The organism is Cellulomonas sp. APG4 (assembly GCF_009996735.1).
Lineage (GTDB): Bacteria > Actinomycetota > Actinomycetes > Actinomycetales > Cellulomonadaceae > Actinotalea.
In genome coordinates, this window is record NZ_JAACYI010000006.1 from 106,404 (window position 1) to 125,052 (window position 18,649).

Genomic DNA, 18,649 nt, shown 5'->3' on the forward strand with positions numbered 1-18,649 from the left:
CTGCGGGTGGGCGTGTGCTGCGGATGGGGTCAGGTGGACCGGTGGCGCGCGGCGAAGCGCTGCTGCAGCAGCACGGCGACGACGATGATCGCCCCCTTGGCGACCGACTGCGCCGAGATCGAGAGGTTGTTCTGGGTGAACACGTTGGCCAGCGTCGCGAAGATCACGGCCCCGATGACGGTGCCGACGATCGTGCCGCGCCCGCCCGCGAGGAGCGTGCCGCCGATGACGACGATCGCGATCGCCTCGAGCTCGTAGAGCTGGCCGTTCGTGGAGGAGCCGGCCGTGGTGCGCGCGAGCATCATGACGCCCGCGATCCCCGCCGTCAGGCCCGAGAGGGCGTACAGCCACATCGTGTGACGCCGCACGTCGATGCCGGCGAGCCTGGCGGCCTCGGGATTGCCGCCCACGGCGAGCGTCCGGCGGCCGAACGTCGTCCGGTTGAAGACCACCCAGGCGGCGACGGCGACCACGACGAAGATCCACACGAGCACCGAGACCCCCAGGACGTCCGCCCGGAAGACGTCGAGGAACGCCGGGACGTCCACGATCTGCGTGCGACGGTTGGCGATCACCTCGGCCAGGCCACGGGCGGCGACGAGCATCGCCAAGGTCGCGATGAACGCCACGACCTTGCCGTAGGCGATCAGCACCCCGTTGACGAGCCCGGCGACCACCCCGACGGCGAGCGCGGTGAAGACGATGACCGCCCAGTGGGTCTCGCGCGCCATCGTCTGGGTCGCGAGCGTGCTGGCCCACACCGTCGACAGACCCAGCACGGAGCCGACCGAGAGGTCGATGCCGCCCCCGGTGATGACGAAGGTCATGCCGATCGCGAGCACCCCGTAGATGGCCGCGAGCCGCAGGATCGTCATGAGGTTGTCGACGCTCGCGAAGCGCTCCCCCGCGGTCGCGACACCGACCGCGCAGATGAGGAGCAGGGCGACGACGAGGCCGAGGTTGCGCCCCGCGCCGCCCGCGACCAGCCGCCGCCACGCGCCCGACGGCGAGGGGCCGTGGCTCGCGGTGGCGGTCGGGCCCGTGCGCTGCATGCGGACCGGGTCGTCCGGGTCGGGCGGGATGCTGCCGGCCGTCGCGAGGCCGGGCGGGGTCTGCTCGCTCACGCGACACTTCCTTCCATCACGAGGTCGAGGACCCCGTGCTCGTCGATCCGGTCGGACGGGCCCGCGTGCACCACGCGGCCCTCGGAGATCACCAGGACGCGGTCGGCGAGGCCCAGCACCTCGTCGATCTCGCTCGAGACGACGACGATCGCGGCGCCGCGTGCGGCGAGGTCGCGGATCAGGCCGTAGATCTCGGCGCGCGCACCCACGTCCACGCCGCGGGTCGGCTCGTCGAGCAGCAGCACGCGGCAGCCGTGCACGAGCCAGCGCGCGAGCATCGCCTTCTGCTGGTTGCCTCCCGACAGCGTCCGGGCGTCGCGGTCGGGGTCGTCGGGGCGCAGGTCGAGCGCCGTGATCTGCTCGCGGGCGGCGGCGCGCTCGGCGCGCTCGTCGAGGAAGCCGGCCGAGGCGAACCGCCCGAAGCTCGACAGCGTGATGTTGCGGTAGACGGGTTCGCCGAGGAGCAGCCCCTGGCTCTTGCGCTCCTCGGGCGCCAGCCCGATCCCGGCCCGCACGGCCGCGCCGACCGAGCCGGGACGCAGCCGGCGACCCGCGACGGTGACGCGGCCGGCGGTCGCGCGTCGGGCCCCGTAGACGGTCTCGAGGATCTCGGAGCGTCCGGCCCCGACGAGCCCGGCCAGGCCGACGACCTCACCTGCGCGGACGGTGAACGAGACGTCGTCGAACACGCCGCGCAACCCCAGCCCCTCGACCGCGAGCAGCTCCTCCGCGTCGCGGTCGACCGCGGCGCGCTCCGGGAACGAGCCCTCGACCGTGCGGCCCGTCATGAGCCGGATGAGGTCGGCCGTCGGCGTGTCGCCGACCAGGAGGTTGGCCCCGACCGTGCGCCCGTCCTTGAGGACGGTGATCCGGTCGCCGACCTGGCGGATCTCCTCGAGACGGTGGGAGATGTAGACCACCGCGACCCCGTCGGCGGTGAGCTGGCGGACGACCCGGAAGAGGTTCGCGACCTCCTCGGAGTCGAGGACGGCGGACGGCTCGTCCATGACGATCAGACGGGCGTCGTGCGAGAGTGCCCGCGCCATGCTGACGATCTGCTGGCCGGCGGCCGAGAGCTGTCCGACCTCGCGCGTCGGCGAGATGTCCCCGTGTCCCAGGCGGGCGAGGATCGCCTGCGTCCTGCGGTGGAGCTCGCGGCGGCGCGTCACGCCGGCGGTCGCGAGCTCGTGCCCGAGGAAGACGTTCTCGGCGACGGTGAGACCCGGCACCACGTCGAGCTCCTGGTACATCGTGGCGACGCCCGCGCGGAGGGCCGCCACGGGCGACGTCGTCCGGAGCGGCTCGCCCTTCCACAGGATCGTCCCGGCGTCCGGCCGGTGCGCTCCCGCGAGCACCTTGATGAGCGTCGACTTGCCGGCGCCGTTCTGCCCGAGCAGGCAGTGCACCTCCCCCGGGAGGATCTCGAGGTCGACGCCGTCGAGGGCCTTCGCACCGGGGAAGTGCTTGACGATGCCGCGCATGTGAAGCAGCGGCTCGTGGTGGGCATCAGCGACCATGCGGGCGAAACTACTCAGGTTCTGTCGAGCGTCAAGCAAAAGTTGCCAGGTATGAGACGCGTTATGGGAATGTGACCTGTCGAAGTGGCCCATCTTCTGCCTCGTCCTGTGCTTGACTGCGCGTCATGGAGTCGCATGCCCGCACCGTCGCCCGGCCCACCGGGGTCGGCGAGATGTTCCAGCTCCTGCGCGACGGCAGGGCGCGCACGCGGGCCGAGCTCGCCCAGGTGACGGGCCAGGCGCGCTCCACGATCGCCGCGCGCGTCGACCTCCTCCTCGCCTCCGGCCTCGTCGCCCCGGCGGGTGAGGCCAGCTCGACGGGCGGGCGCCCGCCCGCCACGTTCGCCTTCAACCCGAGCGCACGCGTGGTGCTCGCCGTCGACCTGGGCGCGACGCACGCGCGCCTCGCGGTCACCGACCTCGCCTCGACCGTGCTCGCCGAGCACCACGAGCCGATCGCGATCGCCGACGGTCCAGAACCCGTGCTCGACCACGTCGCGGCGGTGGGCCGTGCGCTCGTCGACCAGGCGGGCCGCTCGATGTCGGACCTTGTCAGCGTCGGGGTCGGGCTCCCTGGTCCCGTGGACCACGCCACGGGACGGCCCACGAACCCGCCGATCATGCCCGGGTGGGACGACGCAGACGTCCCCGGCCTGCTGCGCGAACTGCTCGGCGCACCCGTGCTCGTCGACAACGACGTCAATCTCATGGCCCTCGGCGAGCACAGCGCCGAGTTCCCGGACGTGGACCACCTGCTCTTCGTGAAGGTCGCGACCGGCATCGGTGCCGGGGTGATCAGCGACGGCGGGATCCGCCGGGGGGCGCAGGGCGCCGCGGGCGACCTCGGCCACATCGCCGTTCCCGACGGTCCCGACCTGCTGTGCCGGTGCGGCAACACCGGCTGCCTCGAGGCGGTCGCGAGCGGCAGGGCGGTCGCCACGCGACTCACCGAGCAGGGCGTCCCGGCGGCCACCAGCGCCGACGTCGTCGCGCTCGTGCGATCCGGCGACGTTCGTGCGGGACACGAGGTCCGCGAGGCGGGCCGCACCATCGGTGGCGTGCTCGCCGCGTGCGTGAGCATGCTCAACCCGTCGATGATCGTGATCGGCGGGAACCTCGCCGAGGCCGGCGAGCACCTGCTCGCGGGCATCCGCGAGGTCGTCTACCGCAGGTCGCTCCCGCTCGCGACCCAGCACCTGCGCATCGTCCAGAGCCGGACCCGGGGCCGCGCGGGCGTGCTCGGCGCGAGCTCCATGGCGGCCGAGCACGTGCTCTCGTCCACCGCGATCGACGCCCTCCTGTCCTGAGGTCCGGACTCAGCACCCGGCCGGGGCTCAGCGCTCCCGGTAGTGGTACGCGTCCACGGGGACGAACCCCATCTGGCGATAGAGCGCGACGGCGGCCCGGTTCGACTCCTCGACCTGCAGGAACGCGCGCCCTACACCCGCCGGGGCGCCCTCGAGGGCGACGCGGGTGAGTGCGCGCGCCACTCCCCTGCGCCGGGCGCGCCGCTCCACCGCCAGGCAGCTCAGAGCAAGCCAGCCGTGCGACGGCGCTGCACGGAGGACGCCGATGCGTCCGCCAGCGTCGTGGGCCGTCAGGTACCGGGCGGGCGCCCCCTCCAGGATGCGCCGCGCGAGGGTGGCGTCGGTGGTGGTGGTCGCCTTGACGCCGAGCCATGTCTCGAGCCACCCGTCGTCCGGGCGCTCGGACCACGCGACCCGCAACCCGTCGGCTCCGGTCGCGCGCGTGGAGGACACGCGCGACGGCACCATGCCGTCGGGCAGCGTGCCGCCGGACGGCGTGCGGGCGGACGGCGTGCGGGCGGACAGCGTGCGGTCGGACAGCGTGCGGTCGGACAGCGTGCCGCCGGGCAGCGCGCCTTCGCGCGACGTGCCGGCGAGCGGCGCAGCCATCACCACGGTCGGCGCCACCGCGCGGTAGCCACGCTCGGCCAGGAGGCGGTCGAGGCCCGGGGCCGTGCGGGGGTCCAGGCGCACCACGCTCCGCGCACCGTGCTCGGCGTAGAGCGCCTCGACCTCGCCGAGCGTCCTGGCCACGGCCGCCGTCGCTGCGAGGTCGCCCAGGCGCGTCCGGTGCGCGGCGAGCGACGGCAAGGCACTGTTCGCCCTGCGGGTGAAGCCGCCCGACCGCCCCACGCGCCACCCGCCCACCTCGCTGACGTCGACGGGAGGCCACGTCGCGGTCTCGATGAGGGCTCCCGGCGCGGGAAGCTCCTCAGACATCGCCGTGCGCACCGCCGACGGCTCCGTCGGCACCGTCGGCCTCCTCGCTCCCGGCCGGGCCATGGCCCGCGAGCGCAAGGGAGTAGACACGCATCCGGTAGCCCTCGACCGACCAGTCACGCTCCGGCACCCGGACCATGCCGAGACGCTCGTAGATGCGGTGCGCGGTGCGCATCTCCTCGAGGCTCGACAGCACGAACGCCCGGGCTCCACGCTCACGCGCCGCGTCCACGGCGGCGACCACGAGCCGTTCGCCGACACCGCGCCCTCGCGCCAGGGGATCCACGGCGAGCATCCGGATCTCGGCCTCGCCGTCGCGCGCGACCTCGGCCCACTCCGATCCGTGCCCGGTGAGCGTGACCGTGCCCACCACCGCACCCGACTCGACCGCCACGAGCACCGTGGCCTCGTGGGCACGGCGCACGGCCGAACGCAGCTCGTCGACGTAGTCGTGGTCGGCCTCGATCAGACCGTCCGCGAGGTAGGCCTGCGCCGTCAGGTCGCCGACGCGCGCGAGCTCGTCCTCGTGGGCGGTACGGATCTGCATGGGACTCCTCGGTTCCGGGGGGGCGCGAGGCCCCGGTCAGTCGTCGCCCAGGGCGCCGGGACCCTGGGTCAGCAGCACGGTGAACTGCTCCTCGTCGAGGATCCGCAGGCCCAGCTCGCGCGCCTTGGCCTCCTTGGCACCGGCGTTCTCGCCGACGACCACGTAGTCGGTCTTCTTCGAGACGCTCCCGGCAGCCTTTCCACCCCGGGCGAGGATCGCCTCCTTCGCGCCGTCGCGCGAGTAGTCCTCGAGCGAACCCGTGACCACGACCGTGAGGCCCTCGAGCGTGCGCTCGAGCGAGGCGTCCTGCTCGTCGCGCATCAGCACACCCGCAGCGGACCACCGGTCGAGGACCTCGCGGTGCCACTCCTCCCCGTACCAGTCGAGGATCGACTCGGCGATCACCTGGCCCAGGCCCTCGATCTCCGAGAGCGTCGCCACCGCCTGCTCACGGTCACCGTCGAGCACCGCACGCAGCTCGGACATCGCGCCGAAGCGCTGTGCGAGTGCTCGGGCGGCCGTGGGTCCGACGTTGCGGATGCTGAGCGCGACGAGCACGCGCCAGAAGGGCTTGCTCTTGGCCGCGTCGAGCTCGTCGAGCAGCGTGCGCGCGGCACCCGACGGTTCCCACTCGGCCAGCGTGCGCCCCTCGGCCTCGGCGGCCTGCCGCGCCGCCTTGGTGTGGGTGAGCCGACGGCGGAACGGTGCGCGACGCCGCACCACGCCGTCGTCGTCCGCGCGCGGCTCGCCCGTGTCCGGGTCCCGCACCACGACCTCGACCTCGGCGAGACGGGCGAGGCTGGCCTCGCGCACGAGCTGCCGCGTGGCCTCGTCAGCGTCCTGCGGGTAGCCCACGAGGTCGAACAGGAACGCGTCGCTGACCACGGGCGGGGTCTGCGGCACCTGAGGCTGGGTGAGGGCCGCTGCGGTGACCTCCCCCAGGGCCTCGATGTCCAGCGCCCCGCGCGACCCGATGTGCTCGACGCGGCCGCGCACCTGGGCGGGGCACGTGCGCGCGTTCGGGCAGCGCAGGTCCACCTCGCCCTCGCGCAGCGCGCGCAGCCGCGTGCCGCACGCGGGGCACTCGCTCGGCATCACGAAGTCCGTGCGCGGCCAGTCGTCGTCGGCGGCCCGCGGTGCCGGACCGACGATCTCGGGGATCACGTCACCCGCCTTGCGCAGCACCACCATGTCGCCGATGCGCACGCCCTTGGCCCTGACCACGTCCTGGTTGTGGAGCGTGGCCATCGCGACGGTCGAGCCCGCGACCTTGACGGGCTCCATGACCGCGAAGGGGGTCACCCGGCCCGTGCGGCCGACGTTGACCTCGATGCTCAGCAGGCGCGTGTTCACCTCCTCGGGCGGGTACTTGTAGGCGACCGCCCACCTGGGTGCCCTGCTGGTGGCGCCGAGCCGTCGCTGGAGCGTGGTCTCGTCCACCTTGACGACGATCCCGTCGATCTCGTGCTCGACGTCGTGCCGGTGCGCGCCGTAGTGGTCGATCATCCGCTGCACACCCGCGAGGTCGTCGACGACCTGGGTGTAGGGCGACACCGGCAGGCCCCACCGCGCGAGCAGCGCGTAGGTGTCCGACTGCCGTGCCGTCGCGGCGTCGTGACCGCTCCAGCGCAGGGCTCCGATCCCGTGGCAGAACATGCGCAGCGGGCGCGACGCCGTGACGCGGGGGTCCTTCTGCCGCAGCGACCCGGCCGCCGTGTTCCGGGGGTTCGCGAAGGGCGGCTTGCCCGCGGCCACCTGCTGCGCGTTGACTTGGGCGAACCCTTCGACCGGGAGGAACACCTCACCGCGCACCTCGATCAGCTCGGGCAGGTCGTCGCCCGTGAGCCGGTGGGGCACGCCCTCGATGGTCCGCACGTTGAGCGTGACGTCCTCGCCGGTGCGCCCGTCACCGCGCGTCGCGGCTCGGACGAGGTGCCCGTGCTCGTAGAGCAGCGCGATCGCGAGGCCGTCGATCTTGAGCTCGCACAGGTAGTGGAGGTCGGCTGCCGCCGTGTCGAGCTCGCGCCGCACGCGCGCGTCCCACGCCGCGACGTCGTCGGCCGAGAACGCGTTGTCGAGGCTCAGCATCCGCTCGACGTGCTCGACGGCGGTGAACTCGGTCGAGAAGGTGCCGCCCACCTTCTGCGTCGGCGAGTCCGGCGTGCGCAGCCCGTACTCGGGGTAGGCGTCCTCGAGCGCGCTGAGCCGGCGCAGGAGCACGTCGTACTCCGCGTCACTGACGGTGGGGGCATCCCGCACGTAGTAGGCGAACTGGTGCTCGGTGACCTCGCGCGCGAGGTCCTCCCAGCGGTGTCGCGCCGCGGCCTCGTCGAGGCCGACGTCGCGCTCGTCGAGAGGGGTGTCGGGCTGGGGCTGCGCGGTCACGGGCTGGGGCGGCTCGGTCACGGGCCCATCATGGCGCGCGCCACCGACACCCCGCGCGCCCGCACATCGTCCAGCGCCCACGTACCCGCCCGGCGCCCCTCGGCGCCCCGGACGCCCGGGCACCTCCTAGGGTGTGCCCGTGAGCGACTCCCCCGAGACCCCTGGCGACCCGTACACCTGGCTCGAGGAGGTCGAGTCGCAGCGCGCGCTGGCCTGGGTACGTGAGCGCAACGCCGAGACCGCCGCGGCCCTGGGCGCGACCCCCGAGTTCGGTGCCACACGCGACGCGATCCGCGAGGTGCTCGACTCGCGTGCCAAGATCCCGGACGTCAGCCGGATCGGCGAGCACCTGTACAACTTCTGGCGCGACGCCGAGCACCCGCGCGGGCTGTGGAGGCGGACGACGCTCGAGAGCTACCGCACGCCCGAACCCGACTGGGAGACGGTCCTCGACCTGGACGCCCTCAACGCGGCCGAGGGCGAGGACTGGGTGTGGCACGGCGCCACGGTGCTGCGGCCCGAGTACCGCAAGGCCCTCGTCGAGCTGTCCCACGGCGGCTCGGACGCCGACGTGACGCGCGAGCTCGACCTGGTCACCAAGCAGTTCGTCGACCCCGCCGACGGCGGTTTCCTGCGTCCCGAGGCCAAGGGCACGGTGTCGTGGGTCGACGAGGACGAGATCTTCGTCGCGACGGACTTCGGGCCGGGGTCGATGACGCCGTCGGGGTATCCCCGGATCGCCAAGCGCTGGCGCCGCGGGACCCCGCTGGAGGCCGCCGAGACGGTGTACGAGGGCGCCGCGACGGACATGTACATCGCGGCGTTCAAGGACCGCACGCCGGGGTTCGAGCGGGAGTACGTGGTGCGGACCATCGCGTTCTACGCCGAGGAGACCTTCCTGCTGCGCGAGGGCGCCCTCGTCCGGGTCGAGGTCCCCACCTCGGCCGAGGTCGGTTTCCACCGCGAGTGGCTCACGGTCACGCTGCGCGAGGACTGGACTCCCGTCGAGGGCGGCCCGACCTTCGCAGGCGGCTCGCTGCTGGCCGCACCGCTCGAGGACTTCCTCGCAGGGTCCCGCGACCTCACGGTGCTGTTCGCCCCGAGCCCGACGACATCCCTGTCCGGGGCGGCGTTCACGCGCCACCACCTGGTGCTGACCGTCCTCGACGACGTCAAGAACCGCCTCGAGGTGCTGACCCCGCCGCGTGAGGCCGTGGCCGGCGTCCCGTGGGAGCGTGGCGAGCTGGCCGGGGTCCCCTCGATCGGGACCGTCGGCGTGCGCGCCGTCGACCGCGTGGAGAGTGACGACGTCTGGCTCGTCACCACCGACTACCTCACGCCCACCACCCTCTCGCTCGCGACGGTGGGGGCGGACGCCGCGCCCGAGCCGCTCAAGGGGATGCCCGCGTTCTTCGACACCACCGGCCTCGCCGTGAGCCAGCACTTCGCGACGTCGGCCGACGGCACGCGCGTCCCGTACTTCCAGGTGGCCCGCGAGGACCTCGAGCACGACGGCACCGCGCCCACGCTCCTCTACGGCTACGGCGGGTTCGAGATCTCGCTGCTGCCCTCGTACTCGGGCGGCCTCGGCCGTGCGTGGCTCGAGCGCGGCGGGGTCTACACCGTCGCCAACATCCGTGGCGGCGGCGAGTACGGCCCGCGCTGGCACCAGGCCGCGCTCAAGGAGAACCGGCACCGTGCCTACGAGGACTTCGCGGCGGTCGCGGAGGACCTCGTGGGCCGGGGCGTCACCGCGCCTGCGCACCTGGGGATCCAGGGCGGTTCGAACGGCGGTCTGCTCACGGGCAACATGCTCGTGCGGCGTCCCGACCTGTTCGGTGCCGTCGTCATCCAGGTCCCGCTGCTCGACATGCGCCGGTACTCGCGCCTGCTGGCGGGTGCCTCGTGGATGGCCGAGTACGGCGACCCGGACGACCCTGCGCAGTGGGGGTTCATCCGCACCTTCTCGCCGTACCACCTGGTCGAGGAGAGCACGGACTACCCGCCCGTGCTCCTCACGACCTCCACCCGTGACGACCGCGTGCACCCGGGCCACGCCCGCAAGCTCGCCGCCCGGCTGCGCGAGTGGGGCAAGGACGTGACGTACTACGAGAACGTCGAGGGCGGGCACGGCGGCGCGGCGGACAACTCGCAGGCCGCGCACATGTCCGCGCTGGCGTACCGGTTCCTGTGGGAGCGGCTGGCGGGCTGAACGAGGCGCGACGTGTCGGTGCACGGGTCTAGCGTCCGGGTGACGGGCTCGACCTGAGTCCCGTCACCTCGTCCTCGCCCCGGGAGCGCGTCATGCCCGTCCGCTGGTACTCCGTCGTCGTCGACTGCACAGACGTCCACGCCCAGGCCCGGTGGTGGGCCACGGCCCTCGGCTGGGAGAAGGCCTACGAGGCCGACGACGAGGTGGTGCTCGTCCCGCCGCACGCGCTCACCGCGAGGGCCTCGGTCCCGGTCGAGGAGCAGGGGCCCGGCCTCGTCTTCGTCCCGGTGCCCGAGGGCAAGACGGTGAAGAACCGACTGCACCTGGACCTCGCGCCACGCGCCGATGACGACCAGGCGGCCGAGGTCCAGCGTCTGATCGAGCTCGGCGCGACCCGGGTCGACGTGGGCCAGGGTCCGGAGGTCAGCTGGGTCGTGCTGGCGGATCCCGAGGGCAACGAGTTCTGCGTGCTCTCGCCGCGCGACTGACGGATGCCTCAGCCGGCGTCGGCGGTCTCGGCGAGCTCGGCGGCCACGCGCACCGCCGACGCGATCGCAGGGCGCAGCGCGCGCAGGTCGTTGATCACCAGGTCGCCGCCCGTGAGCGTCGGCGACGCCTCGACGTGCACGGCGACGTCGGCGAGATCACGCGCCGGCAGACCGACGGCGGTCCAGGGCCGGGCGATCCCACGCGCGACCTTCGCGACGTCGGTGCGGCGTCCGTTGCGCTCGGGCGGCAGCCCGAACCACATGCGACGGCCCGCTTCGACGACGGCCGCCACCTGCTCCCACTGGGGCCCGCGCACGGCATCGGCCCCGAGGCCCACCGCGTCCGCCCCGCTCGCCGCGAGGGCCGTGAGCGCCCTCGACGCGAAGCGGAGCCCACCGTGGGCGACCACCTCGACGGCCCCCGCCGCACGAGCACCGTCGACCACTGACGTCAAGCCCTGGGCGACCAGCTCGCCCTCGACCGCCGCGAGTCGACCGTGCCCCGAGAACGTCGCGACGGTGCCGCCCAGCACGTCGGGAAGCATGGGCTCGCGCAGCACGACGACGGGCTCGGCACCGGGCACCGACGCGCGCACCGAGGCGAGGAGGGGACCGAGCCCCTCGGCGAGCGCCGCGACGACGTCGCGCACCGCGCCGGCGTCGGCGAGCACACGGTCGCCGCGCGCGAGGTACAGGATCGCGGCGAGGCTCCACGGGCCGCGCACCGACACCACGAGCCGCCCCGTCCAGCCGTGGGCCGCGACCGCGAGCGCGTCGAGGTCCTCCCGCAGCAACGCCTCCGTGCGACGCTGGTCGGCCCCCGGGCGGTCGGCGAGCTTCCAGCCGTGCGGCCCGAGCTCCACAGGCATCTCGGGCAGGAGCGCCGCGGTACGCGCGACCGACTCCGCCCACGGCCCGCGCGAGGGCAGCTGGACGGTCGGTGGGAGCGGCTCGACGCCGTGCGGGGCGCGGGCGAGCTCGTCGACCGCCGTGCGCTGCGCCTCGAGCACCTTCGTCCCGGGCCACGGGCCGAGGACGCTGACGCCCGTCACCGGCCGGACCCGGCCACGGTCGCCTGACCGAGCACGCGCGTCCCGTCGTAGAGGACCACGGACTGACCGGGCGCGATCCCACGCAGCCCCTCGTGCAGCTCGACCTCGAGGTCCTGGGCACCCGTGGACGCGGCACGCACCCGCCCGGGGACCGGCGTGCCGTGCGCCCGCACCTGGACCGCGCACTCCCGCCAGGCCCGCGGTGCGTCGTCGAACCAGACCGCACGCTCGCCCGTGAGGCGGTGCACCGTGAGCAGCTCGGCCGCGCCGACCACCACGGTGTTGGTCGCGGGCTGGACCTCGAGCACGTAGCGGGCGCGGCCGTCGGCAGCCGGTCGGCCCAGCGCGAGCCCGCGCCGCTGGCCCACCGTGTAGGCGTAGGCGCCGTCGTGCCGGCCGACCACGGTCCCGTCCGCGTCGACGACGTCGCCGGGGCGGCTCCCGAGGCGCTCGCGCAGGAATCCCTGCGTGTCGCCGTCGGCCACGAAGCAGATGTCGTACGAGTCGGGCTTGGCCGAGACCGAGAGCCCCCGAGCGGCGGCCTCGCGGCGCACGTCGTCCTTCGTGGCGGCGTCGCCCAGCGGGAACATCGCCCGTGCGAGCCGCTCGGGCCCCATGACGGCGAGGACGTACGACTGGTCCTTCGCCGCGTCGCGGGCCCGGTGCAGCGCGCGCACGCCGTCGTCGTCGATCTCCACGCGCGCGTAGTGACCCGTGCAGACCGCGTCGAAGCCGAGCGCCACGCCCTTGTCGAGCAGTGCCTCGAACTTGATGTGCTCGTTGCAGCGGACGCACGGGTTGGGTGTGCGCCCCGCCTCGTACTCGGCGAGGAAGTCCGCGACGACCGTCTGCTCGAACCGCTCCGACAGGTCCCACACGTAGTACGGGATGCCCAGCACGTCGGCCGCGCGGCGCGCGTCGCCCGCGTCCTCGATCGAGCAGCAGCCTCGCGAGCCCGTACGCATCTGGTCACGGTTGCGCGAGAGCGCCATGTGGACGCCGACGACGTCGTGGCCGGCGTCGACCGCGCGTGCGGCCGCGACCGCCGAGTCGACGCCGCCGGAGAGCGCTGCCAGGACACGCATGCGGCCAGGGTACGTGGCGGCTCGGGGCCACGCGGACGGCGCCCGACCCCGGACGGCAGTGACCCCGGGCCGGCCGGCCCATCACCGGGAAGGTCCTCAGCGGCGCAGGCGCTCGGCGCGGGGGTGCTCGGGCCGCGGGTCGCCGGCGGCGATGCGGTAGAAGACGTGCGGACGCACCGGGTGACCCACGGGTACGGCCGGGTGCTCGAAGTCGCACGACGGGTCCCGACGCATCCCGATCCGCTCCATCACGGCGCGCGAGCGCAGGTTGCCGCGGGCGGTGAACGACGCGACCTCGGGCCAGCCGAGCGCCCCGAAGGCGTGGTCCAGGGCGGCGTGGGCGGCCTCGGTGGCGAACCCGTGGCCCCAGTGGGCGGCCGCGAGACGCCAGCCCACCTCCACCCTGGGTTGGAAGGTCGCCTCGAACCGCACGGGCCACAGCCCGGTGTATCCGATGAACGCGCCCGTGTCGCGTCGCTCGAGCGCCCACAGCCCCCAGCCGTGCTCACGCCAGTGCGCCTCGATGCGGGCGACGAAGGCCTCCGTCTCGGCAGGGGTCTGGGGTCGTACGAAGTGCTCCATGACCACCGGGTCCGCGTTCATCGCCGCGAACGCCGCGACGTCGTCGGGGCCGAACGCGCGCAGCAGCAGGCGGTCCGTGCGCAGGACGACGACGGCATCGCTCGCCGGGGCGTGGGGGCGGGACAGGTCCGGCTGCATCGGGCGATCGTAGCGAGGGGCTCGCCGGTGGCTCGCCGGCGCACCCCGGACCCCGCACGTCGCACCCCGCACGTTGCTTCTCCGTGCCTCGCATGTGTGTCGGACGTCGTCCGTACTGTCGGGGTATGTCCCTGGTCCCCCACCCCGGCCCGAGCGAGCTGATGTTCGCCGCCGAGGTGGTGCGTGCTCGCCCACGCGTGCCGCAGCCCGCGGCGTGGGCCGACCGTCACCCCGTCGCGGCGCGCCTCGAGGACCGGGCTCCGGACCCCGAGCTGGTCACCGAGCTCGCGTCGCTCGAGCCGGGCGACCTCGACGACGCGACGTTGCTCGAGGTCGTGGCGGGGTGGGAGCGCGCCATCGCGTGGGCTGCGGCGCGCCAGGCCGCAGCGGCAGCCGAGGTCGAGCGCCGAGCCGGTGGTGCACGCCTCGAGGCGGTGGCCGACGAGATCGCGGTGCGGCTCGCCACCTCGCGGCGCTCGGCCGAGCAGCTCGTCGATCGCGGACGCGCGCTGGCCCACCTGCCCGAGGTCCACGACGCCCTCGCCGCGGGTCTGCTCGACGTGCGCAAGGCGGACGCGCTGGTGCGAGAGACGCGGCACCGGTCCTTCGAGGACGCCCGGAAGATCCTCACCCAGGTGCTGCCGACGGCGCCGTCCCGCACGGCTCCGCAGCTGCGCGCGGCGGTGCGCCGGGCCGAGGCGGCGCTCGACCCCGCGGCGCTGCGCGTCAGGCACACGCGCGCCCGCGGTGACCGCTGCGTCCGGATGACCCCGGCCCCCGACGCGATGGCGTGGGTCACGGCGTTCCTGCCCGCGACCGACGCGATGACGGTGATGACCGCCGTCGACGCGATCGCAGCGTCGGTGCGGCCCGAGGACGACCGCTCCGTGGATGCGCGCCGTGCCGATGCGCTGACCGACGTGATGCGTCGCGTCCTCGACGCAGGGGTCGGACCAGATGGTCCGCTGCCCGTCCGCAGGACCCGACGCCCGCACCTCCAGGTCACCGTGCCGCTCACGGGCCTGCACGCCGACGACGTCGCGGAGCTCGCGGGCTACGGCGCGATCCCCACCGTCCTCGTCCATGAGTCGCTCCACGACGCGACGCTCGAGCCCGTCGTCATCGACCCCCGCACGGGCGAGATCGCCGGCCCCGCGCAGGGGTGGCGCCGCTCCCCGACGCCGCGATCCTCGCACGAGCCGTCCCCAGCCACGCGGACCTCGCACGAGGCGTCGCCGGACGAGCCGCCCCGGCACGAGCGCATCCCGCGCGAACGAGCGCCGGGCGAGCCACCCCGGCACGAGCGCACCCCGCGCGAACGAGCGCCCGGCGAGCCACCCCCAGGCGAGCCCTCCACGCGCGAGGAGTCACCCCCGTCACCCTCCCTCGCGTCCAGCGCCCCAGGACCCGCGGCGCCCAGCCGCGCGCGCGGGTCGGCGGAGAGATCACCGGACACGATCGGCTACCGCCCGGGCGCTGCCCTCGCGCGGCTCGTGATCGAGCGCGACGTGACGTGCACGTTCCCCGGTTGCCAGGTGCCGTCGTCGCGCTGCGACCTCGACCACATCGAGCCCTTCGACAGCTCGCGTCCGGCTGACACGCAGACGCGGGCCGAGAACCTGCACGCCCTCTGCCGCCATCACCACCGTCTCAAGACGCACCATGGCTGGACGCCGGTGCGGGACCCGACCACGGGCAGCACCACGTGGACCTCTCCCCTGGGCCGTCGCTACGCCCGACCGCCGGCGCACGCCGATCCTGCCGCTACGGCGGAGTGATCCGGCGCGCCGTCCACAGCCGGTCGCATGCCCCATCGGCGTCCCCCCGCCGCACGTCCGCTGCGCGTCCCCGTCGCACGCCCGCTCCGCGTCCCCCGCCGCGCGCCCGCTCCGCGAGCCCCGCCGCATGCGCCTGCCGAGCGCGCCTGCCGAGCGCGTCGCCGTAGCTCAGGCGAGACCGGCGCGGCGGGCGCGGGCGACGGCGTCTGGCAGGACGGCCAGCACGTGATCGACGTCGGCCTCCGTCGAGGTGCGCCCGAGCGAGAGCCGCAGCGCGCCGCGCGCCTGCTCCTCGCCGAGCCCCGAGGCGAGCAGCACGTGTGACGGCTGCGCGACGCCCGCGGTGCACGCCGCACCCGTCGAGCACCGCACGCCTGCGGTGTCGAGCAGGTAGATGAGGGAGTCGCCGTCGCAGCCCGGGAAGGTCCACAGCGCGATGCCCGGCAGCCGCGCAGGGCCGCCGTCCTCGCCCGCGGCCCCAATCCTGGGCCCCTGCAGGACGGCGTCGGGCACGGTGGCACGCACGCCCTCGACGAGGCGTTCGCACAGCCCCTCGAGGCGCCTCGCCTCGGCCTCTCGCGACGCGACCGCGGCCTCGAGCGCCGCGGCGAAACCCGCCGCGGCGGCGGCCGGCAGCGTGCCCGAACGGACGCCACGCTCGTGACCGCCGCCGTGCAGCACAGGCTCGAGCGCGAGACCGCGCCGGGCGACCAGGGCACCGATGCCGACGGGTCCGCCCACCTTGTGCGCCGACACGCTGACGGCGTCGGCCGCGACCTGCTGCAGGTCGACCCGCAGCGTGCCCACCGACTGCACCGCGTCGACGTGCACCGGGACACCCCGCTCGTGCGCGAGCCCGACGACGCCCCGCACCGGCTGGACGGCGCCCGTCTCGTTGTTCGCCCACATCACGCTCACGAGTGCCGGGGCGCCCTCGGCGTCGTCGGCGTCCAGGGCCCGGGCGAGCCCGCCGAGCGCGAGCACGCCGTCGCGGTCGACGGGCAGTTCGACGAGCGAGGCCCCTTCGTGCTCGACGAGCCAGCGTGCAGGATCCAGGACGGCATGGTGCTCGACGGCCGAGACGAGCAGCCGTCTGGCGGCGGGATCGGCCCTGCGCCGTGCCCAGGCGATCCCCTTGACAGCGAGGTTGTCGGCCTCGGTGCCCCCCGACGTCAGGAGCACCTCGCCCGGGTCCGCACCAAGGGCGGCCGCGATGCGCTCCCGTGACTCCTCGACCACGCGACGGGCAGCACGCCCTGCGGCGTGCAGGGACGAGGGGTTCCCGGTGCGGGTGAGCTCGCGGGCCATCGCCTCGAGCGCGAGCGGGTGCATCGGGGTGGTCGCCGCGTGATCCAGGTACGCCTCCCGGCCGGCTCCGAGTGAGGACACGGCCGCGAGTCTACGGAGGACGGCGGAGCCCGCCCGTACCGCAGCCCCCGCCACGGTTCCCCCACAGCTGCTCCACCGCAGCCACCGCACCACCTGGCACAATTCCCCGGTGACCGAGCAGCCACCCACCCCTCTCGCCTTCAGCGGCTCACGGCTGGGCTGGGCGGACCTCCCCCGCGCCGTGCGCCGTCGCATCGCCGAGATGGCCGGGGCCGAGGTCACCGCCGAGGCGAGCGCGACCAACGGGTTCAGCCCGGGGTACGCCGCGGTGCTCGATCTCGCGGACGGCACGCAGGTGTTCGTCAAGGCGGTCTCGCCCGAGCAGAACCCCGACTCTCCGGATCTCGCACGCGCCGAGATGCGCGCGTCCGAGCACGTGCCCGACGGTGTCTGCGCACCCGAGCTCCTGTGGTCGGACGACGACGGCACGTGGGTGCTGCTCGGGTTCGCGCCGGTGCACGGCCGCACCCCCGAGAGCCCGTGGCGCGCGGACGAGCTGAGCCGGGTGCTCGAGGCGGTGGCCGAGCTCGCGGACAACGGGACGCCCTTCTCCGGGCGGCTGCCCCCGCTCGCCGCCGGGCTGGCCCGGTTCATGTCGGGCTGGCGCGCGCTCGCGCAGGACGGCGCGGCCCTGGACCGGGCCGTCGATGCCGCCGGAGCGCACGGTGCATGGCTCCGCGCCCACCTCGACGAGCTGTGCGAGCTCGAGACGGAGGGACCGCGCGCCGCGACCGGCACCACGCTCGTCCACAACGACCTGCGGGCGGACAACATCCTGCTCGACGCCGACGACGAGCGCGTCTGGCTCATCGACTGGCCGCACGCGAGTGCCGACGGCGCGCGCTGGTTCGACCTGCTGGGGATGCTGCCGAGCGTCGCGATGCAGGGTGGCGGCGACCCGGCCGAGCACTTCTGGCGTCACCCCAATGCCCGTGGCGCCGACCGGGACGCCGTGCGCGCCGCGCTCGCGGGCCTGGCCGGCTACTTCGTCCACGGCTCGGTGCAGCCGCCGCCGCGGGGCATCGCGAACCTGCGCGCGTTCCAGGGCGCCCAGGGCCGCGCCGCACTCGCGTGGCTCAGCACGTTCTGAGCCAGAGCACGCTGCGGCTCAGGACGCCGTGAGGCTCAGGACGCCGTGAGGCTCAGCCCTCGGGACGAAGGCGGCGCAGCTCGGCGGCTGCCTGCGGGAGGATCGTGAAGAGGTCGCCCACCACGCCGAGGTCCGCGATCTCGAAGATCGGCGCCTCGGGATCCGCGTTGACGGCGACGATCGTCCCCGACGCCTGCATGCCGCCACGGTGGTGCACCGCGCCGGAGACCCCGGCACCCACGTAGAGCCGCGGCGAGACGGTGACGCCCGTCTGACCGATCTGGGCCTCGTGGCCGATCCAGCCCTCGTCGGTCGCGACACGGGTGGCCCCCACGGCCGCGCCCAGCACGTCGGCGAGCTCCTCGACCGCCGAGAAGTCGCCCTCGGTCCCGCGGCCGCCCACGACGACCACCTGGGCCTCGGTGAGGTCGGGGCGTCCCGACGTGGGTCGCGGCGTGCGTTCGACGACACGCTCGCGCATCGCGGAGACGTCGACGTCGTGGGTCGTGACCGTGGGCTCGAACGGCGTGTCGACGGGCGTCGCAGGAACCGCGTTGGGCTTGAGCGCGACGACGGCACGCGGGCGCAGCACCTCGCTGCGCAGCGTCCACGTCGCGGCGAACGCCTGCTGCACGGTCACCACGCGCCCGCCGTCGGCGGTCTCGAGTCCGGCCGCGTCCACGACCAGTCCGGCATCGGTCACGAGTGCGAGGTGCGCAGCGAGCTCCTTGTTCTCGAACGTCGAGGACATCAGCACCGTCGCCGCACCGGTCGTCTCGACGAGGCGCGCGAGGGCGGCCGCGAGCGCGACGGGCGCCGTCGTCCCCGGGGTGAGCACGTGCAGCGCGCCGGCGCCGAACCGGCCCACCTCGGCGGCAGCCTGTGCACCGGCCTCGCCGATGCACACCGCCTCGACCGGACCGAGGTCGCGGGCGGCGGTGAGCAGCTCGAGCCCCGAGGCGCGGGGCACGCCGTCGTGGTGGTCGACCAGGACGAGCACGGGAGCAGTCATGGGA

General features: G+C 74.4%; 15 protein-coding genes. 5 read left to right on the forward strand and 10 right to left on the reverse strand.

All coding sequences use genetic code 11. The features are described 5' to 3' along the window. Positions 1-29: 29 nt before the first annotated feature. The gene (locus tag GXB85_RS06805; RefSeq protein WP_370524055.1) at positions 30-1,124 is read right to left on the reverse strand and encodes an ABC transporter permease; all 1,095 of its coding nucleotides are present in this window, start codon (positions 1,122-1,124) and stop codon (positions 30-32) included. Further along, a complete protein-coding gene (locus GXB85_RS06810) occupies positions 1,121-2,641 on the reverse strand; it encodes a sugar ABC transporter ATP-binding protein (protein WP_161916880.1) in 1,521 nt (506 codons plus the stop codon). Before GXB85_RS06810 ends, GXB85_RS06805 begins: the two co-directional genes overlap by 4 nt. 125 nt (positions 2,642-2,766) lie before the next feature. Here GXB85_RS06810 and GXB85_RS06815 point away from each other — a divergent pair, with 125 nt between their 5' ends. Further along, positions 2,767-3,948 carry an ROK family protein gene (locus GXB85_RS06815; protein WP_237728049.1) on the forward strand — a complete coding sequence of 394 codons (1,182 nt, stop codon included), beginning with the start codon at positions 2,767-2,769 and terminating at the stop codon, positions 3,946-3,948. Positions 3,949-3,975: 27 nt separating this feature from the next. Here GXB85_RS06815 and GXB85_RS06820 read toward each other — a convergent pair whose 3' ends face one another. From GXB85_RS06820 to ligA, 3 genes are read right to left on the reverse strand one after another with little or no spacing between them, the layout of a single operon-like run. Continuing rightward, positions 3,976-4,887, reverse strand: a complete 912-nt coding sequence (locus tag GXB85_RS06820) for a GNAT family N-acetyltransferase (protein ID WP_161916881.1) — start codon at positions 4,885-4,887, stop codon at positions 3,976-3,978. Beyond that, positions 4,880-5,434, reverse strand: coding sequence for a GNAT family N-acetyltransferase (locus GXB85_RS06825; RefSeq protein ID WP_161916882.1), 555 nt, complete (start codon positions 5,432-5,434; stop codon positions 4,880-4,882). The genes GXB85_RS06820 and GXB85_RS06825 overlap by 8 nt, the downstream gene beginning before the upstream one ends. Before the next feature lie 36 nt (positions 5,435-5,470). Next, positions 5,471-7,840, reverse strand: coding sequence for an NAD-dependent DNA ligase LigA (ligA, locus tag GXB85_RS06830; protein WP_370524056.1), 2,370 nt, complete (start codon positions 7,838-7,840; stop codon positions 5,471-5,473). A 118-nt stretch (positions 7,841-7,958) separates the two neighbouring features. On the opposite strand from ligA, the gene GXB85_RS06835 reads away from it, so the two are divergent. Both GXB85_RS06835 and GXB85_RS06840 read left to right on the forward strand, forming a co-directional pair. Beyond that, positions 7,959-10,031: a prolyl oligopeptidase family protein gene (locus GXB85_RS06835; RefSeq protein WP_370524057.1), complete on the forward strand. Its 2,073-nt coding sequence runs from the start codon at positions 7,959-7,961 to the stop codon at positions 10,029-10,031. Positions 10,032-10,123: 92 nt separating this feature from the next. After that, positions 10,124-10,519 (forward strand): VOC family protein, encoded by a 396-nt coding sequence (locus GXB85_RS06840; RefSeq protein ID WP_161916884.1) that lies wholly within the window; start codon positions 10,124-10,126, stop codon positions 10,517-10,519. 8 nt (positions 10,520-10,527) lie between these two features. On the opposite strand, the gene GXB85_RS06845 is transcribed toward GXB85_RS06840, so the two are convergent. The 3 genes from GXB85_RS06845 to GXB85_RS06855 all read right to left on the reverse strand — a co-directional run bounded on the left by GXB85_RS06845 (position 10,528) and on the right by GXB85_RS06855 (position 13,376). Continuing rightward, entirely contained in the window at positions 10,528-11,571 is a 1,044-nt protein-coding gene (locus GXB85_RS06845; RefSeq protein WP_161916885.1) for a hypothetical protein, read from the reverse strand. Then, on the reverse strand, positions 11,568-12,656 hold the full coding sequence (mnmA, locus tag GXB85_RS06850) for a tRNA 2-thiouridine(34) synthase MnmA (protein WP_161916886.1): 1,089 nt from the start codon (positions 12,654-12,656) through the stop codon (positions 11,568-11,570). Before mnmA ends, GXB85_RS06845 begins: the two co-directional genes overlap by 4 nt. A 96-nt stretch (positions 12,657-12,752) precedes the next feature. Continuing rightward, positions 12,753-13,376 (reverse strand): GNAT family N-acetyltransferase, encoded by a 624-nt coding sequence (locus GXB85_RS06855; protein ID WP_161916887.1) that lies wholly within the window; start codon positions 13,374-13,376, stop codon positions 12,753-12,755. Between the two features lie 125 nt (positions 13,377-13,501). On the opposite strand from GXB85_RS06855, the gene GXB85_RS06860 reads away from it, so the two are divergent. After that, positions 13,502-15,154 (forward strand): HNH endonuclease signature motif containing protein, encoded by a 1,653-nt coding sequence (locus GXB85_RS06860; protein ID WP_161916888.1) that lies wholly within the window; start codon positions 13,502-13,504, stop codon positions 15,152-15,154. A gap of 168 nt (positions 15,155-15,322) precedes the next feature. On the opposite strand, the gene GXB85_RS06865 is transcribed toward GXB85_RS06860, so the two are convergent. Further along, entirely contained in the window at positions 15,323-16,543 is a 1,221-nt protein-coding gene (locus GXB85_RS06865; RefSeq protein ID WP_370524058.1) for a cysteine desulfurase family protein, read from the reverse strand. Positions 16,544-16,652: 109 nt separating this feature from the next. On the opposite strand from GXB85_RS06865, the gene GXB85_RS06870 reads away from it, so the two are divergent. Beyond that, positions 16,653-17,633: a phosphotransferase family protein gene (locus GXB85_RS06870; protein WP_370524059.1), complete on the forward strand. Its 981-nt coding sequence runs from the start codon at positions 16,653-16,655 to the stop codon at positions 17,631-17,633. Positions 17,634-17,685: 52 nt separating this feature from the next. Here the strand turns inward: GXB85_RS06870 and GXB85_RS06875 are convergent, their stop codons facing one another. Further along, positions 17,686-18,645: an electron transfer flavoprotein subunit alpha/FixB family protein gene (locus GXB85_RS06875; RefSeq protein WP_161916890.1), complete on the reverse strand. Its 960-nt coding sequence runs from the start codon at positions 18,643-18,645 to the stop codon at positions 17,686-17,688. Positions 18,646-18,649 lie beyond the last annotated feature (4 nt).

What these genes read in the sequence shown, in the direction of transcription:
- GXB85_RS06810 (WP_161916880.1), bottom strand. Translation starts at nt 2,641, where the DNA reads ATGGTCGCTGATGCCCACCACGAGCCGCTGCTTCACATGCGCGGCATC.
- GXB85_RS06815 (WP_237728049.1), top strand. Translation starts at nt 2,767, where the DNA reads ATGGAGTCGCATGCCCGCACCGTCGCCCGGCCCACCGGGGTCGGCGAG.
- GXB85_RS06820 (WP_161916881.1), bottom strand. Translation starts at nt 4,887, where the DNA reads ATGTCTGAGGAGCTTCCCGCGCCGGGAGCCCTCATCGAGACCGCGACG.
- GXB85_RS06825 (WP_161916882.1), bottom strand. Translation starts at nt 5,434, where the DNA reads ATGCAGATCCGTACCGCCCACGAGGACGAGCTCGCGCGCGTCGGCGAC.
- GXB85_RS06840 (WP_161916884.1), top strand. Translation starts at nt 10,124, where the DNA reads ATGCCCGTCCGCTGGTACTCCGTCGTCGTCGACTGCACAGACGTCCAC.
- mnmA (WP_161916886.1), bottom strand. Translation starts at nt 12,656, where the DNA reads ATGCGTGTCCTGGCAGCGCTCTCCGGCGGCGTCGACTCGGCGGTCGCG.
- GXB85_RS06855 (WP_161916887.1), bottom strand. Translation starts at nt 13,376, where the DNA reads ATGCAGCCGGACCTGTCCCGCCCCCACGCCCCGGCGAGCGATGCCGTC.
- GXB85_RS06860 (WP_161916888.1), top strand. Translation starts at nt 13,502, where the DNA reads ATGTCCCTGGTCCCCCACCCCGGCCCGAGCGAGCTGATGTTCGCCGCC.
- GXB85_RS06875 (WP_161916890.1), bottom strand. Translation starts at nt 18,645, where the DNA reads ATGACTGCTCCCGTGCTCGTCCTGGTCGACCACCACGACGGCGTGCCC.